Raw genomic sequence first — 16,514 nt, 5'->3', positions numbered from 1 at the left:
CTTATTTATTTATCTAACAACGGTGGTATTATTTCCAATCTTGCGTAACGCATTTTTTAGTTAAGAAATATGCATCAGCATTTAGTATGCACTACAGCTACCACATAGGAATTAACTTAAATGCTTTTGTAATTCGTTTTTCCACTCAATGTATAAATCATTATATAGCTCTACATTCTCAGGCTTAATACACCCCAGCGGCTTCCTGTTCTTGCCGGCGTCTTCCACAGATAAAATACCGGCACCAATGCCAGCCCCTATTGCTGCACCATAGCTTCCATCACCATCATAAAATTCAACAGTTACGTTATTGACGTTTGCAAATGTTTGGGCAAATAAGTTGCTCAAAAACATATTTGCTTTGGATGCACGCACAACTGAAGGCGATATGCCATTCCCGCGCATAATATCAAGTCCGTCACGAAATGAGAAAGCAATACTCTCCTGTACTGCGCGCAACAAATGCGGAGTTGTGTGTACATTAAAATCTATATTATGAAAATGAGCGCCGATAATTTTATTATGTAACATGCGTTCTGCTCCATTGCCAAAAGGAATTGCCGTTAACCCTTCAGCGCCAGGAACTATTGAACTTGCCAGCCCATCCAATTCAGCGTAGCTCATATCTTTGCCTGTAATAGCTTTTATCCAGCGGTTGAATATGCCAGTACCATTGATGCAAAGTAAAATACCCACCCTTTTTGCATCTGTTGTATAATTAACGTGCGCAAAACTGTTGATTCGCGACTCATCATCATAAGCCAATTGATCGCTTATACCATATATCACACCAGAAGTGCCTGCTGTTGCTGCAACTTCTCCAGGCTGCAATACATTTAATGCTAACGCATTATTAGGTTGATCTCCTGCTTTATAGGTTACAGGTATGCCGGGTTTTAAAGCAAGCTTTACGGCAACATCTGTTTTTAATATTCCGTGGGAAGAAAACAATGGTTTTATTTCTGGAATTATTTCCTTATGAAAGCCATAATACTCCATTACATCATCAGAAACTTGTTCTTGTTCAAAGTCCCAAAATATTCCTTCTGACAAAGCAGAAATACTCGTGGTAATTTCGTCAGTAAGTTTCATTGCTACAAAATCACCTGGAAGCATTACCTTATTTATTTTTTCATAAATACGCGGTTCATTCGCTTTTACCCAAGCCAGTTTTGCGGCTGTAAAATTTCCCGGAGAATTAAGAAGGCATGATAAACATTTATCTTCTCCTATTGATTGAAAAGCTTTACTGCCAATTTCAACAGCACGGCTATCGCACCAAATAATTGAATTTCTCAACACTTTTTGATCTTTATCTACAAGCACTAATCCGTGCATCTGGTAGGCAATACCAATAGCGGCAATATCTTTAGCATTATAACTACCCGTGTTGTTACATTTTATAATTGCGTGTTGCACATACTCCCACCATGATTCAGGATCTTGCTCAGCCCAACCTGGATTTAGCGCAACAATTTCAGCCTCGGTATCAGGGTATATAGCAGATGCCATAGGTTTTTGCGTATTGGCATCAACTACTGAAGCTTTGATGGAAGATGTACCTATATCGAGTCCTAACAAAAGCATTGAACTGATTTAAAATAAATGAAAAAACAGTTAATTTCGCCGCATCATTTTTGTGTATTTAAAACAAATATAATATAATAATTTAAATTTGCAACCGATTTCAAATATTTTTTTATTTTTTTTCTTCGAATGGCAATTTCTAAATTATAAAGCGCGATAACCTTATTGTTTTTGGGATAACAGGTGTTTTTTTAACAAATTATTATGTTAGGAACGTATTGAATAAGCCCAATTGTAATGAAATTTTAAAATTTTAGATTATATTTATGAGGTTAAGGTTTAACTTTATTAGGAAGACAAACAATGAAACCGATTGTGATATGGACACTAAAAATGAAGTAACAATATATGATATTGCCAGTAAGTTAAGCCTATCTCCCGCTACAGTGAGCCGCGCGTTAAACAATAGTAAATTGGTAAACAAACAAACTTTAAGAAAAGTTCAATTGCTGGCAGAATCTTTAAATTACAGACAAAATAGTTTTGCAAGTAATCTCCGTAAACAAAAAACAAATACTATTGGTGTTATTCTTCACGAATTAAATAGCAATTTTATAACATCGGTGTTAGCAGGAATAGAGAAAGTTACCGCCAAAGCCGGATTTGATATAATAATAACGCATTCTTCTGAAAACAAGGAAAAAGAAATTGCAAATGCCTCAAATCTATTTCATAAAAGAGTTGATGGGGTTATCGCATCCTTATCTTTCACAACTAAAGATTTAAAACACTTTGAACAATTTAAAAGTAAAGGTATTCCTGTGATTTTTTTTGACAGGGTTGATGAAGAAAGTAGCTACCCCAAAGTTATTATAGATAATTTTTCAAGTGGATATAGAGCTACGCAACATCTTATTGATCAAGGTTGCCGGAGAATTGCAATGGTTACCTCAAATCTCTCAAGAAATGTATATATGAAGCGTCATAGTGGTTATGTAAAAGCTTTGAAAGATCATAAACTTAATTATGAAAAGGAATTGGTATTTATAAAAGACCTGTCCGAACAAAGTGCCATAAAAGTAGCTAAAGAGATAATAAAGATGCGGCCTATGCCTGATGGTATGTTTGTAACTAATGATTTCTCTTGTGCAGTTTGTATGTCAACATTAAAAAAATCTGGCATAAAAATTCCGGAGGATATAGCCGTTGTAGGTTTCAATAATGATGCTATTGGCAAACTTATTGAGCCACAATTGACCACAATTAATTACCCTGGAAGAGAAATAGGAGAAATTGCAGCTCGCATTATAATAAACCATTTAAAGGACGTAACAGATATAAAATTGACGAATACATTTATAATAAACTCTGAATTAATAATTAGAGAATCATCATTAAAAAAATCTAAGAATAATTAATCAGGCTGCTATTGTTTAATTTGTTAAGCTGAACGCGATGCAATACGCGTAACTTGGTAGTTTGGTTCTTGGTGTAAGTAAATTTTTTATCTAAACATATACTAATTTAAGCCTTTTATTTTGGCATAGAATTTTCCCGTAATTACCTATAAAGTATTTAGTTATGGCTACTCTTGCACAATCAGTCAAAAACTACAGTAAGTTTATAGGGTTTATTCTAAAATATTACAACACCGATATCTTTAAAAAAGTATCTGACGAAGCTACGGCAAACACAGCCGCTGAGCAAGCAGCTCCTGCATCTGAGGATGAGTACAACAAGCCGGAAGAGCTGGTGGAAGACCTGAAAAAACTGGGCCCAACCTTTGTAAAGCTTGGACAACTGCTTTCTACCAGGCCGGATTTTTTGCCTGATGATTATCTGGAAGCGCTGGCAACGCTGCAGGACGATGTGGAATCTATCCCTTACGCAGACATAGAAAAAATAGTGGAATCCGAGCTCGGCGTACGCATGTCAGCAGCATTTGCTTCGTTTGATACAGAGCCGCTCGCCAGCGCATCTATAGGCCAGGTGCACAAAGCTGTGTTGCGGTCGGGCAGGGAAGTAGCCGTGAAAATTCAGCGCCCCGGTATTCGTAAAAAGTTTCTCGAAGATCTCAGCAGTTTAAAAGAAATGACCGCACTGGCTGTAAAGCATTCTAAAACCGCGCGCAAATATTCTATTGACAGTATACTGGATGAGATGCAGCATATCCTGCTCAACGAGCTCGATTATATCCGTGAAGCGCAAAGCCTGCAGATTATCGGTGAAAATCTGCAGAAATTCAGGCTGTTGCTTGTGCCTGCTCCTGTAATGGACTATACCACATCGCGCGTGCTTACCATGGATTTTGTAGACGGCAAGAAGGTTACAAAAATTACACCCTACGAGCGCATGGAACATAATTATGGGCCCGTGGTGGACGATTTTGTAAAAGCCTATCTGAAACAGGTGATCGTAGACGGGTTTGCCCATGCCGACCCGCACCCGGGGAATGTAAATATTACACGCGACCATAAGATCGCGCTCATGGATATGGGCATGGTAGCCAGGTTTAGCCCGCTGATGCAGGATAAGCTCATGGCGCTGGTATTAGCCATTGGTATGAAAAACGGCGATGAGATTACAGACACGCTGCTTGACATAAGCAAATACAACCCGGCACAAGCCGACCTGGATGCCTTCAGGAAAAAGGTAAACCGCCTAGCAATGGACGCGCAGAGCACCAGCGCCAATGACCTGCAGATGGGAAAACTCATCATGAAGATGACGCGCATAGCAGCGGATGAAGAAATAAAAATAGCTCCCGAAATAAACATACTTGGAAAAATATTGCTGAACATGGACCAGATTGTGGCAGTGCTTAAGCCTGACTATAATCTGCAGCAAGCCATTAAAGATTATGCCGGCAAAATGATGCAGGCAAAACTGCGGCAGGAATTGCTGCCTGAAAATATTTTGTCTAACCTGGTGGAACTAAAAAAGCTGGGTAAGCATCTTCCGGAAAGGCTTAATAAGATCACGGAAAATCTTGCACGCAATGAATTTTCTATGAAGATAGAAGCGATTGATGAGAAAAGATTTACAGATGGTTTTCAGAAAGTAGCCAACAGGATCACGCTGGGGCTGATCATTACCGGCATGATCATCGGGGCTGCAATGATGATGCGCATTCCTACCCGTTTCACCATTCTCGGTTACCCGGGCATTGCCATGATCTTTTTCCTGGCCGCTGCGGTATCAAGCTTATTGCTGGCTTACAACATTATTTTCAGTGATGAAAACTTTAAGAAGAAAAAGAAATAATTTAATTGGCCTGCAATGCGGCCAATTAAATTACCAGGTTAAAGATAACGTTATCGCCTGCCTATCATACCAATGATGTCATCTAAATAATTGCCGTCTTTATTCTTGTCCAGGAAGCCGCCAACCAGATCGATCAATCCACCACCGCCGGTTGTGCCCGCAGATGGGGCATGTGTGCCTGTTAATTGGCCAAGTATATCTGTTAATCCGCCGGAGCCGGTATCGCTGTGTTGCCTTTTTTGTTTGCCCAGGTAAGACAATACGATTGGAGCGATGATGGCCAGCAAAGGCCCGATCTTATGGAGGCTGATGCCTGTTTTTTCGGAGATGCCCTGTTCTATATCCGGCACCTGATTGCCGAATACATGGCCAAGGATTCCCTGTCCTTGCTGCTGCACCTGCTGTGGGTTTGTTTGCAATACATCGTCAAGCTGGTCCAGCATGCTTCCGTCGTGGTCTTTGTCAATAGCCTGATTGAGGCTGGCTGCACCTTCGGGCGTTTGAGCATTTCTTCCGAGCCCGCCCAGTATCAGCGGCAGCGCAAGGCTGAGTGCGGTAGCGGTTTGCCTTTCTTCCAGGCCTAAATGTGCAGACGCATTTTTTACTAAAGAACGTCCCATTGTGCTGTTCAATAAATCAGGTAAATTCATAATTTTTTCTTTTGAGATTTATTGATTACTACACAATTTTTAATCCAAATATTTGGCAGCTTCGGTGTCTCGGTATTTTTTTATCAATGTTTTTAATTCTTTTTTCATGGACGACACAATATTTTTATACGCAGGATCGTTAAAAACATTCTTCATCTCCGTGCGGTCTTTTTGCAGGTCATACAGTTCCCAGCTAAGTTCGGGCTTGTAAAAACGTATAAGCTTGTAGCGCTTGTTGCGTACCCCGAAATGCGGGTAAACGGTATGCTCATTGGGCCATTCAAAATAGTGGTAATACACTTTATCTCTCCATTGCTTTACAGATGCATTTTTAAAAACAGGCAGCAGCGATTGGCCTTGCATGTCTTTGGGTACGGGCAGCCCGGCAAGTTGCATAATGGTAGGCGCAAGGTCAAGGTTCATCACCATCTCCTGTTTCCTGGAGCCCGGTGCAATTATTTTTGGATAGCGAATGATCAACGGCGTTTTAAAAGATTCTTCGTACATAAATCTTTTATCAAACCAGCCGTGCTCGCCTAAATAGAATCCCTGGTCGGAGGTATAGATAACTACAGTATTATCGCGCAGGCCATGACTGTCAATATAATCAACGATCTTGCCGATATTGCGGTCCAGCGAAACTGCCGTAGCCAGGTAGTCGCGCATGTATTGCTGAAATTTCCATTCCACTAAGGCATTGCCCTGCAGGTTCAGGCGTTTCAGTTGCTTTTCAATAGCCAGGTAGTGCGCATCGAATCGAGCACGTTGCTCAGGGTTCATCCTTCCATAACCGCCATGGCTGAATTTCTCGCCGTTGCTCATCTTCAGGTCATAGCCCATCAGCATAGATTCCCTGATATTCATGGTTTGCACGGCAGCAGGCTTGCGGTGGGTGTATGCATCATAAAAATTTTCGGGCAGCGGAAACACAACATTTTTAAAAAGATCAAAGTCTGAAGTGTCAGGATTCCACACCCTGTGTGTGGCTTTTTCTCCTACCACCACGCAAAAAGGCTTCGAAGTATCCCTGTTTTTTAAATAATCTATGGTAAAATCCGTAATGATGTTGGTTACATACCCCGTATGCCGTTCCTTTTGATTTTGCATGTTGATGAAATCGGGGTTGTAATATTCCCCCTGGCCAGGCAGGATTTTGTAGTAGTTAAAACCTTGCGGTTGGGTTTCCAGATGCCATTTTCCTATCCATGCAGTCTGGTAGCCTGCGTTGGTAAGGTGCCTTGCAAAGTGCGGCTGCGATCCGTTGAATGACGAGAAGTTGTCCCTGAAACCGTTGATGTGGCTGTATTTGCCGGTAAGGAACACTGCCCGGCTTGGGCCGCAGATAGAATTGGTCACGAAAGCATTTTCAAACACTGTGCCTTCTTTCGCAAGCCTGTCAAGCTGAGGGGATGCACCGAATTTTGCGCCGTAAGCGCCTATTGCCTGGTAAGCATGGTCGTCTGAAATGATCACCAGTATGTTTGGCCTGGTATCGCGTGCAAAGAGGTTTGCAGCAAACATACAAATCAGCAGGCTCAGGAATAGTTTCTTATTTTGCATTAGTTCATGATTTTTATGGTAAGTTCTTTCAGCAGTTCGGTTCCCGGTGTGCCGGTATCATTGATACCGATACTTCTGAGGTTGTATTCATGTAAATGTAATAAAATGTGCTCTACTTTCTGGTAGGGATAATTTTTTTTCGCCGTAAGGTAGTCTTTGGCAAAAAAGAAATTCACGCCAAGCGCTGCAGCTATTGCTTTATCATCTTTGCCCGGCACTGCATGCGCTACTGCCACCTTGCTGAAAAAGCTGTAGAGTGTTGGCAGTATCATTTGCAGGGGCGCTGCCTTGGGATTCGATTCAAAATAACGGATGATGCGAACGGCTTTGGACATATCTCTGTAAGCGATAGCTTTTTGCAGTTCAAAAGCATTAAACTCCTTGCTGATGCCCACATACTTTTCAACATCGTCTTCGGTAATGTTTTGCTTCTCTTTCAGGTTTACGGCAATCTTTTTAATTTCGTTTTCAAGCCTTGCCAGGTCATTGCCGATATGGTCTACCAGCAGTATTAAAGCGTTTTGGGTAATGGACAGGCCAAGATGCTTTACCGTGGCTGCCACCCACTCAGGAAGTTCATTGTCGTACAGTTTTTTTGTAGAAAAAAATTCGCCTTTTGCTTTGATGGTTTTGGCAAACCTGGTACGTGCATCTATTTTTTTATCCCTGTAAGCTATAATTAGCACTGTGGTTGGCTGTGGATTTTGAAAGTAACCGTCCAGTTTTTCTACATCTTTCAGGTACTGTGCTTCTTTTACAATTACTACCTGGCGCTCGCCGAACATGGGGTATTTTTTGCAGGTGCTGATGAGCCCGGGCATATTCAGGTCGCGGCCGTATAGTACGGAAAGGTTAAAGGCTGCTTCAGCTTCAGACAATATCTGTGTTTCTGCAAAATCAAGAATTTTGTCAATATAATAAGGCTCATCTCCTTCAAGCCAATAAAAAGGTTTGAAAATCTTCTTTCTCCATTCACCAATAATTTTTTCAGCAGACATGTAGCAAATTTAGTGAGTTATGCGTAATAATTACAGGACTGTGTATAAAGTAATGCTGGTATTATAAATTTTGTTAAATCTTTTTTTTGAGTTGATTTTCTTTTAAAAGAAATATCTAAATGATATATTTACATATCAAATGAAGCTGCGCAGTGCCATAAATCTATCAATCTTATCTGTATGCTTTTATGTGGGAAGTGTACAGCAGACTCATGCCCAGCGTGTTGGGCACGGCATGTATGATACCATCAGGGTATATGCAGAAATTCTTCCCAACGGCGACACTATTCCGCTGAGCTACCTCCCAGATCTTTTTGTGTATGCACAACTTACAGGCCAGTGGAAGGAATATTACAAAGAATGGAAAAGGCTGAGAAATGCAGTATACGTAACTTACCCCTATGCGGTGGAAGCTGCTCGTGTGGTTAATGACATTAATAAAAGCCTGGTAAACGTAGACAACAGGCGTGAGCGTAAGAAAATAATCAGTGCCCGTGAAAAAGAACTGCGTACTGTATTTTCAGATAAGGTTAAAAACCTTTCTGTGTACCAGGGCCGTGTGCTCATGAAGCTTATAAACCGCGAAACGGGCAACAACTGTTATGAAATAATCCAGGAATATAAAGGCACCATACCTGCCGGTATCTACCAGGGCATTGCCTTCCTGTTCAGTTCCAGCCTGAAACAGCCATATAGCCCCATGCTCAGCAAGACCGACAAATTCATAGAGATCATTACCCGCGATCTCGAAATGAAATACGGCTATTATAATTATACAGGAAACTACAGGTAGGGTATAATTATTTCCCATCTACAACAATTATCTTTGCGGCAAACACAAACCATGCAATAACCATAAAGATTAGGAACCTATACCAACCGTGAATGAGTATTGAATCTAAAAAGCTGCTTATTCCATGTGGCAAACAGAAAAAATTAATTATTAACACATGAAATAGCCATAAGCAAAGTTGCATACCAACCGCGATGAATAAAGGCTATTCCATGTGGCAACTAAAAAACAAATAAATATATACACATGAAATTAGATATATTGGCTATTGGCGTGCATCCGGATGATATTGAACTGTGCGCCGCCGGAACCATACTGGCCTGTATAGACCAGGGAAAAAAAGTGGGCATTGTTGATCTTACACAAGGCGAACTGGGCACCCGCGGCACGGCCGAAACCCGCAAAGCCGAAGCAGAAGCCTCTTCCAGGCTAATGGGGCTGCATATCCGGGAAACCCTGGATCTGAAAGACGGATGGTTTGAAATTGATGAAGCATCTCTTCGTAAAGTAATAATGGTTCTTCGCAAATACCGTCCTGATATTGTGCTCTGCAATGCTGTTGAAGATCGTCACCCCGATCACGGAAGGGCTGCCCAACTGGTATCGCGCGCCTGTTTTCTTTCCGGGTTAATAAAGATTGAGACCGAACTAAACGGCGGACAACAGCAGGCCTGGCGGCCGAAGCAGGTATTTCATTACATCCAGGACAGGTATATTGAGCCTGATGTTGTTTTTGATATAACCGCTTATCATGCAAAAAAATTAGAAGCCATTCTTTGTTTTAAAACGCAATTCAACACGGTAGAAGATAATGAGCCGCAGACCTATATTTCCACACCCGAATTCCTGGATACCATTGTGAGCCGCTCCATCATGATGGGCAAAAAAATAGGTGTGCGCCATGGCGAAGGCTTTACCGCTGAAAAGACGATAGGCATTACAGATTTTAACAACATAATACATTAGAGATCACGGCATTTCCACATTTACAGACTAACTTTGTGAGCTAATAAATTTATCTTCTTCCAATAATGCAAACCCCTAAATTCGCACGCACCAGCCCCTCTTTCCACGTAGAATTAAAAAACCGCATCAACGAGTATTTTAAGCAAACAGGACAAAATACATTTGGCGGCTATAAAATATACCTCAAGGCTGCAGTGCTTGTAGCATTATTTGCCTACTGCTATATTCAACTGGTATTTTTTACACCCGGTAACAACTGGATATCGCTGCTGCTTTGCGCCCTGCTGGGCATTTTAACTGCCGGCATAGGGTTTAATGTAATGCATGATGGTGCACACGGCAGTTTCAGCCGTTCTCCTTTGGTAAATAATATTGCTTCTAACATTGCTGAATTCATAGGCGCCAGCCAATTTATGTGGAAAATGAAACACAACGTACTACACCATGCATATACCAACATTGACGGCATGGACGATGATATTGAAGCCAAACCATTTCTGAGGTTTGCACCCACACAGAAATATTACAAAATGCATAGGTTTCAACATGTTTACTTCTGGTTTTTTTATTGCATACTGCATTTTTACTGGACTTTCTTTACCGATTTTAAAAAGTATTTTACTCAAAAAATCGGCGATATGCCATTGAAAAAAATGAGCACAAAAGACCATGTTTCTTTCTGGCTGTTTAAACTGGCATATTTCAGTTTGTTCGTGGGCGTACCTATCTGGCAGGTGGGATTTTTAAACTGGTTTGCCGGGTTTGGTGTATTCACACTGGTAACGGGTTTTATCTTAAGTATTACCTTTCAACTGGCGCATACAGTAGAGCATACAGATTTTCCCATACCGGACGATAAGAATAAGATTGATGATGAATGGGCTGTACACCAGCTGAAAACTACCGCGAATTTCGCAACTAAAAACAAATTTTTATCCTGGTACATGGGCGGGCTGAACTTCCAGGTAGAACATCATCTTTTTCCCAAAGTATCACATGTACATTACCCGGCTATCAACAGGATTGTAAAGCAGGCATGTAAGGAATACAATGTGAAATATAATGAATACAAGCTGTTCAGGCATGCAGTAATATCGCACATAAAGTTTTTGAAACAGATGGGCAGGCCTGGTTTGGCGTAATAAAAAAAGACAAAATCAGAAAACTAACGATTTTGTCTTTTTTTGGTTATTTTGCAAATAATGTAGTAAATTTGTGCAACTACCATAACCTTTAAATTTATAAAAATCAATAACAATGGGCACTTTTTCTAATCACAATTTTGCTAACGAGAAAGCGTTGATCCGCGTAGATTTCAACGTACCTTTAGACAAACAGACTTTTGAGATAACTGACGATAACCGTATGCGTGCGGCGCTTCCTACCATTAAAAAGATACTTAGCGATGGCGGAAGTGTAATTTTGATGAGCCATTTGGGACGTCCGAAAGGCGGCCCTGAAGATAAATATTCACTCAAACATATCATCAGCCATCTGAGTGAGTTGTTGGAAGTGCCTGTACAGTTTGCTGCTGACTGCATTGGACAGGAAGCGGTGGACAAAGCAGCTTCGCTGAAACCCGGTGAAGTGCTTTTGCTGGAAAACCTGCGTTTCTATCCCGAAGAAGAAAAAGGCGATGAAGCTTTTGCCGAGAAATTGAGCAAGCTGGGCACATTGTATGTGAATGATGCATTCGGAACAGCACACCGTGCACATGCTTCTACTGCAGTGATCGCGAAGTTCTTTGACCCTACCAAAAGAGTGTTCGGCCTATTGATGGAGGGAGAAGTTTCCAGCGCGGAAAAAGTAATGAACGAAAGCGCAAAACCATTCACTGCTATCTTAGGCGGTGCCAAGGTTTCAGATAAAATTCTCATCATTGAAAACCTAATGGAAAAAGCTACTGACATCATCATCGGCGGCGGTATGGCCTATACCTTCTTCAAGGCACAGGGCGGTAACATCGGCGCTTCTCTCTGCGAAGAAGACAGGCTGGATACAGCGAAAGAAATATTGCAAAAAGCAAAGGCCAAAGGTGTGAACATTCATTTGCCTTCGGACAGCATCATTGCTGATAAGTTCGCTGCAGACGCAAATACAGAAACTGCTGCCAGCGACAACATTAAAGAAGGCTGGATGGGATTGGATATTGCCGAAGAGGCAAGAAAACAATTTGCTGATGTGATTAAAAAATCAAAAACAATCCTGTGGAACGGGCCGATGGGTGTGTTTGAAATGGAAAAATTCCAGTCAGGTACCAAAGCTATTGCCGAGGCCATTGCAGAAGCTACTGAAAACGGCGCTTTCTCTCTGGTGGGCGGCGGCGACAGTGTAGCTGCTGTAAACAAATTCGGCTATGCTGATAAAGTAAGCTATGTATCTACGGGTGGCGGCGCCATGCTGGAATTCTTTGAAGGGAAAGAACTACCCGGTATCGCTGCGATCAAATAAGAAACAGAAATAACCATAAAGATTAGGAATCTATACCAAGCGGGAATGAGTATTGAAATCTAAGAAGATGGTTATTCCATGTGGCAACTAAAAAAACAAATAATATATACACTCATGAAATAGCCATAAGCCAAGTTGCATACCAACCGCGAATGAATAAAGGCTATTCCATGTGACCATAAAGAAAAATAAAAAATATACACATAAAATAGCCATAAGCCAAGTTGCATACCAACCGCGGATGAATAAAGGCTATTCCATGCGACCATTAAAAACAGCCGCAAGCGGCGCACGAAAAATTATACACAAGAAAATATATTTAAAGGTCCGGTTTTTTTACCGGACTTTTTTTTATGACCTATGTTATGAAATACTCCCAAATAAATGTAAAATCCAAAAACATAAAACTTCGTCTGTTTTTTGTATTCCTATCTCAAAGATTTCGAGATGGATAAAAAGAATATATTGCTGACAGGCGGAGGAGGCACGGTAGGGTTCGAGGTTTTAAAACAATTAACCGGGCTATCTGATAAATATACAACCACTGTATTCGATGTGTTTTCAAAGGTGAATCGTAAAAAATTTGCTTCTCTCAACAATAATTTCAGCATTGTGTATGGAGACATTACGCAGAAGGAAGCGGTGAGAAAAGTGTGCAGAAATGTAGATGTAGTTATTCACCTGGCAGCCATCATTCCCCCGTTAGCAGATGAAAAACCTGAGCTGGCTTATAAAGTAAATGTAGAAGGAACAAAAAACCTGCTTGATAGTTTACAGGAACTTTCACCGGATGCTTTTTTTATGTACAGTTCCTCTATTTCTGTTTATGGCGACAGGCTTACAGAACCTGCTATTAAAGTCGGGGATGCATTACAGCCCAGCGAAGCCGATTATTATGCCGAAACCAAAATAGCATGTGAAGAACTCATAAAACAAACCAGGCTTGACTGGACAATTTTCAGGCTTGCCGCTATTATGGGAAATCATAAAATTTCAAAACTGATGTTTCATATGCCGCTTGCCACCTCATTAGAAATAGCTACGCCGGCTGATGCAGCGCGTGCTTTCGTAAACGGTATAGAGCAACGTCCGGTGCTCAATAAAAGAATTTTCAATCTCGGAGGAGGCGAAAAAAACCGCACTACCTTTAGAAAATTTCTCGATAGGTCGTTTGATGTTTTCGGGTTGGGGAAAGCCGATTTTCCGGAGAAAACTTTTGCTGAAAAAAATTTTCATTGTGGTTATTATGCAGACGGTGCAGATCTGGAAAATATTGTTCATTTCCGCCAGGATACATTGGATACCTATTTTGAGGATGTGAAGAAGAATGTGAATCCGTTTGTAAGAATACTTACAAAACCATTTGCAGGTTTTATAAAAAAACAGCTTGTAAAAAAATCAGAGCCTTTGGCTGCTATGAGAAACAAGGACGGGAAGCTTATATCCAGATTCTTTCATTGATAATGTTGTGCAGGGTTTCAGGAAAATTTAATTATTAAACAAACAAAATATACACACATCAAATAACCATGAAGATTAAGAATCTTCCAAGCGGGAATGAGTATTGAATCTAAAGAAATGGTTATTCCATGTGGCAATTAAAAAACAAATAAATATATACACAGGAAATAGCCATAAACACATTTGTATACCAGCCGCGAATAATAAAGGTTATTCCATGTGACAAACAGAAAAAATTAAATATATACACATGAAATAGCCATAAGCCAAGTTGCATACCAACCGCGAATGAATAAAGGCTATTCCATGTGACCATTAAAAACAGCCGCAAAGCGGCGAACTAAATAAATACACATGAAACATATCAACCTCCTGGTTTTATTGCTTATGATCTCGTCCATCGCTTTCGCTGATGGTGGAGGGAATAATCTTACAATAGTGATACCCAATGTAAAAAACCGTTCGGGAAACATTGAAGTAGGCTTATTTAATAAATCAACAGATTTTCCTAAAGAAAACAAACAATTTAAAAAGGTAGTTTTAAAGGCAGCGCCTAATACAAAGTATACTTTTAAAGATCTGCCGGATGGTGAATATGCCATAGCCGTTATGCACGATGAAAATGCAGACGGAAGGTGTAATTTTAATATGCTGGGCATTCCCAAAGAAGGCTATGGCTTTTCTAATAATGTACGTCCGAAATTTGCAGCGCCTTCCTTTAAAAGTGTAAAATTCTCACTTACAAATAATAAGACTATATCTGTAAATCTTATTTATTAAGTAAAGCGGCATTATTATACCAAATGTGTTTCCATAGATATTTTTTATCGGTTGGAAATTATGTTGTTATTTCGCAAAGACAACACTAATGCTCATCTCATAGTTTAACCGTTTATGGAAAAAATAAGTAACAGGATTATTACTCAGGTTGCTTTATTGCTGCTTATATTGCTGTTATTAATTCTTATTGGGAAAAATCTTTCTTATTTTATCCCGGGAGTATTAGGGGCAATCACCCTGTATATTTTATTTCGCAATTTTTATAATCGCCTGGTAGAAGAAAAAAATTGGGCGCCCTGGCTGGCAAGTACTTTTATTATAATTGCCTCCCTGATTTCACTGGCTATCCCGCTATGGGCCATTGTAGAAATATTGATTCCCCAGGTAGATGCGCTTATTAAGAATACCCCGGTGATCATAGAAAAATTTAATGCTGTAAAAGAATTTATGGCTTCTAAACCTGTTCTGCGCAATATTAATCTTTCAGAAGGAGCGCTGATGTCGCAGGTGCAGAAAATAGCGGGTTACATACCTAAAATGCTCAATAGCATTGCTGCCATTTTTGCCAATATTGCTACGGCATTTTTCATCCTGTATTTTATGCAAATCAACAGCAGGAATATGGAAAGACGCCTTGCAGTGTTTCTTCCTTTCAGCCAGGAAAATGTACAGGATATTTGGGCCGAAACAAAAATGATGGTCAGGTCTAATGCTTTGGGTATTCCATTGTTAGCTATTTGCCAGGGTATTGTAGCTATCATAGGTTATTGGATCTTTGGAGTAAATAATTTTTTCCTCTGGGGAATATTGACCGGTGTGGCATCTGTAATCCCTGTTGTAGGCACTATGGTTATTTGGGTCCCGGTTTGTATTGTGGTATTTGCCACCGGGGAAATAGGAAGAGGTATAGGGCTTACGCTCTATTGCTTAATTGCTGTTGGCGGGATTGATAATGTTTTGCGTTTTACTATCTTAAAAAAGATAGGAGATGTACATCCGCTGATAACCGTATTCGGCGTTATACTCGGGTTGAATTTGTTTGGCATGATGGGCTTGATATTTGGGCCGTTATTACTGTCTTATTTTATATTGCTTACTAAAGTATACCGTACAGAATTCGGGAAAAAACAAGAATTGGTTGCAGCTATAGAACAAGCTCAGCTTGAAAAGCAGGAAGAAGTGCTTCTTAAAAATGTACCGAGCAAGGATTAAGAAAATGGCAGCTTCCCGTGAAGGAAACTGCCTGGTTGGTTGTTGTCAAGGGTTATAGTTTCAACAACTATTTTACGAGTATCATTGTGCCCAGATCAGTGATCTTGCCGTAAGTGACACCCACATTAGTTTTGGTGCTGTCTTTGTAAAGTGTGGACTGGTTTGCGTCGTACACAATATGGTAAGTGCCGTCTTGCAAGCCTATAAATTTATAAGTACCGTCAGCAAAAGGTATTGCAGTTAAGGTATCCGTACTGCCTTCTCTGGCAATTTTTACCAGTGCCTGTGCTTCTGCGGGGAGTACTTTACCCCATATTTGACCGTTGGTTTCTTCACTGAATGTTCTTACAACAGGCTTTAAGATATACTGGTCATTGCCTGTTTGTACGATTGATCCGGCGGCATCAAAATCTATCCAAATTTTGTATGCTACCCCGGGCTCTAATGTTTTGTTCAGCTTCAGCTTCAGGCCGCTTGATTCTCCTGAAGGTACTTTCAGGGGATGTTTCATGCCGTCGGCTACCACGTAGCTGTTATCTCCCAATAATAGCCTGATCTGGTTCAGATCGCCTGAAGGCACCTGCACCCTGCCCATCATTGCTTCCTGGCCGTTTCTTAAATCGAGCAGGTTGTACAATTGTGGTGTATAGTTCAGGGTTCTCCAGGCAGTGTCCACGCCTACGGATATTTCCCGGATGTCTATATAAACTGCCTCATACAGCGCCGGCGCATCTGTGAGTGCAATGGAAACTGTTGAGGTAGCTGCTGAATGATCTATACCATTATTTTTTGTGCATGATATAGCTCCCAGCGATACCAGAGCAGCGAGTGCGCATAATGTTTTTTTCATCT

The 16,514-nt window shown here is 40.7% G+C and carries 14 protein-coding genes; 9 read left to right on the top strand and 5 right to left on the bottom strand.

The window, feature by feature from the left end:
- Positions 1–111: 111 nt before the first annotated feature.
- The gene (locus OD355_RS00640) at positions 112–1,587 is read right to left on the bottom strand and encodes a xylulokinase (protein WP_263036504.1); all 1,476 of its coding nucleotides are present in this window, start codon (positions 1,585–1,587) and stop codon (positions 112–114) included.
- Between the two features lie 320 nt (positions 1,588–1,907).
- Here OD355_RS00640 and OD355_RS00635 point away from each other — a divergent pair, with 320 nt between their 5' ends.
- Together OD355_RS00635 and OD355_RS00630 are read left to right on the top strand one after the other, a co-directional pair.
- Positions 1,908–2,945: a LacI family DNA-binding transcriptional regulator gene (locus tag OD355_RS00635; protein WP_263036503.1), complete on the top strand. Its 1,038-nt coding sequence runs from the start codon at positions 1,908–1,910 to the stop codon at positions 2,943–2,945.
- A 163-nt stretch (positions 2,946–3,108) separates the two neighbouring features.
- Positions 3,109–4,791, top strand: coding sequence for an ABC1 kinase family protein (locus OD355_RS00630; protein ID WP_263036502.1), 1,683 nt, complete (start codon positions 3,109–3,111; stop codon positions 4,789–4,791).
- A gap of 50 nt (positions 4,792–4,841) precedes the next feature.
- Here the strand turns inward: OD355_RS00630 and OD355_RS00625 are convergent, their stop codons facing one another.
- From OD355_RS00625 to holA, 3 genes are read right to left on the bottom strand one after another with little or no spacing between them, the layout of a single operon-like run.
- The gene (locus OD355_RS00625; RefSeq protein WP_263036501.1) at positions 4,842–5,441 is read right to left on the bottom strand and encodes a DUF937 domain-containing protein; all 600 of its coding nucleotides are present in this window, start codon (positions 5,439–5,441) and stop codon (positions 4,842–4,844) included.
- 39 nt (positions 5,442–5,480) lie between these two features.
- Positions 5,481–7,001, bottom strand: coding sequence for a sulfatase family protein (locus tag OD355_RS00620; protein ID WP_263036500.1), 1,521 nt, complete (start codon positions 6,999–7,001; stop codon positions 5,481–5,483).
- Positions 7,001–7,999, bottom strand: a complete 999-nt coding sequence (gene holA / locus OD355_RS00615; protein WP_263036499.1) for a DNA polymerase III subunit delta — start codon at positions 7,997–7,999, stop codon at positions 7,001–7,003. Before holA ends, OD355_RS00620 begins: the two co-directional genes overlap by 1 nt.
- 139 nt (positions 8,000–8,138) lie before the next feature.
- Here holA and OD355_RS00610 point away from each other — a divergent pair, with 139 nt between their 5' ends.
- The 7 genes from OD355_RS00610 to OD355_RS00580 all read left to right on the top strand — a co-directional run bounded on the left by OD355_RS00610 (position 8,139) and on the right by OD355_RS00580 (position 15,662).
- Positions 8,139–8,792 (top strand): DUF4294 domain-containing protein, encoded by a 654-nt coding sequence (locus OD355_RS00610; RefSeq protein ID WP_263036498.1) that lies wholly within the window; start codon positions 8,139–8,141, stop codon positions 8,790–8,792.
- A gap of 246 nt (positions 8,793–9,038) precedes the next feature.
- Positions 9,039–9,758 carry a bacillithiol biosynthesis deacetylase BshB1 gene (gene bshB1 / locus OD355_RS00605; protein WP_263036497.1) on the top strand — a complete coding sequence of 240 codons (720 nt, stop codon included), beginning with the start codon at positions 9,039–9,041 and terminating at the stop codon, positions 9,756–9,758.
- Positions 9,759–9,823: 65 nt separating this feature from the next.
- Positions 9,824–10,900 (top strand): fatty acid desaturase family protein, encoded by a 1,077-nt coding sequence (locus OD355_RS00600; protein WP_263036496.1) that lies wholly within the window; start codon positions 9,824–9,826, stop codon positions 10,898–10,900.
- 115 nt (positions 10,901–11,015) lie between these two features.
- On the top strand, positions 11,016–12,209 hold the full coding sequence (locus OD355_RS00595; RefSeq protein WP_263036495.1) for a phosphoglycerate kinase: 1,194 nt from the start codon (positions 11,016–11,018) through the stop codon (positions 12,207–12,209).
- Between the two features lie 447 nt (positions 12,210–12,656).
- The gene (locus OD355_RS00590; protein ID WP_263036494.1) at positions 12,657–13,670 is read left to right on the top strand and encodes an NAD-dependent epimerase/dehydratase family protein; all 1,014 of its coding nucleotides are present in this window, start codon (positions 12,657–12,659) and stop codon (positions 13,668–13,670) included.
- A gap of 354 nt (positions 13,671–14,024) precedes the next feature.
- A complete protein-coding gene (locus OD355_RS00585; RefSeq protein ID WP_263036493.1) occupies positions 14,025–14,450 on the top strand; it encodes a DUF2141 domain-containing protein in 426 nt (141 codons plus the stop codon).
- Between the two features lie 114 nt (positions 14,451–14,564).
- Positions 14,565–15,662 (top strand): AI-2E family transporter, encoded by a 1,098-nt coding sequence (locus OD355_RS00580; protein WP_263036492.1) that lies wholly within the window; start codon positions 14,565–14,567, stop codon positions 15,660–15,662.
- Between the two features lie 67 nt (positions 15,663–15,729).
- On the opposite strand, the gene OD355_RS00575 is transcribed toward OD355_RS00580, so the two are convergent.
- Complete coding sequence (locus OD355_RS00575; protein ID WP_263036491.1) at positions 15,730–16,512, bottom strand: DUF4382 domain-containing protein; 783 nt, start codon at positions 16,510–16,512, stop codon at positions 15,730–15,732.
- Positions 16,513–16,514 lie beyond the last annotated feature (2 nt).

Source organism: Haoranjiania flava, from assembly GCF_025631005.1.
Classification (GTDB): domain Bacteria; phylum Bacteroidota; class Bacteroidia; order Chitinophagales; family Chitinophagaceae; genus Haoranjiania; species Haoranjiania flava.
The sequence above is the reverse complement of the archived record's forward strand: the minus strand, read 5'-3'. Positions and strand labels throughout refer to the sequence as shown.

Bases quoted from the DNA above. Each gene is read 5' to 3' on its own strand.
- holA (WP_263036499.1), bottom strand. From the start codon at position 7,999: ATGTCTGCTGAAAAAATTATTGGTGAATGGAGAAAGAAGATTTTCAAA.
- OD355_RS00620 (WP_263036500.1), bottom strand. From the start codon at position 7,001: ATGCAAAATAAGAAACTATTCCTGAGCCTGCTGATTTGTATGTTTGCT.
- OD355_RS00590 (WP_263036494.1), top strand. From the start codon at position 12,657: ATGGATAAAAAGAATATATTGCTGACAGGCGGAGGAGGCACGGTAGGG.
- OD355_RS00640 (WP_263036504.1), bottom strand. From the start codon at position 1,587: ATGCTTTTGTTAGGACTCGATATAGGTACATCTTCCATCAAAGCTTCA.
- OD355_RS00585 (WP_263036493.1), top strand. From the start codon at position 14,025: ATGAAACATATCAACCTCCTGGTTTTATTGCTTATGATCTCGTCCATC.
- OD355_RS00630 (WP_263036502.1), top strand. From the start codon at position 3,109: ATGGCTACTCTTGCACAATCAGTCAAAAACTACAGTAAGTTTATAGGG.
- OD355_RS00575 (WP_263036491.1), bottom strand. From the start codon at position 16,512: ATGAAAAAAACATTATGCGCACTCGCTGCTCTGGTATCGCTGGGAGCT.
- OD355_RS00580 (WP_263036492.1), top strand. From the start codon at position 14,565: ATGGAAAAAATAAGTAACAGGATTATTACTCAGGTTGCTTTATTGCTG.
- OD355_RS00595 (WP_263036495.1), top strand. From the start codon at position 11,016: ATGGGCACTTTTTCTAATCACAATTTTGCTAACGAGAAAGCGTTGATC.
- bshB1 (WP_263036497.1), top strand. From the start codon at position 9,039: ATGAAATTAGATATATTGGCTATTGGCGTGCATCCGGATGATATTGAA.
- OD355_RS00635 (WP_263036503.1), top strand. From the start codon at position 1,908: ATGGACACTAAAAATGAAGTAACAATATATGATATTGCCAGTAAGTTA.
- OD355_RS00625 (WP_263036501.1), bottom strand. From the start codon at position 5,441: ATGAATTTACCTGATTTATTGAACAGCACAATGGGACGTTCTTTAGTA.
- OD355_RS00600 (WP_263036496.1), top strand. From the start codon at position 9,824: ATGCAAACCCCTAAATTCGCACGCACCAGCCCCTCTTTCCACGTAGAA.
- OD355_RS00610 (WP_263036498.1), top strand. From the start codon at position 8,139: ATGAAGCTGCGCAGTGCCATAAATCTATCAATCTTATCTGTATGCTTT.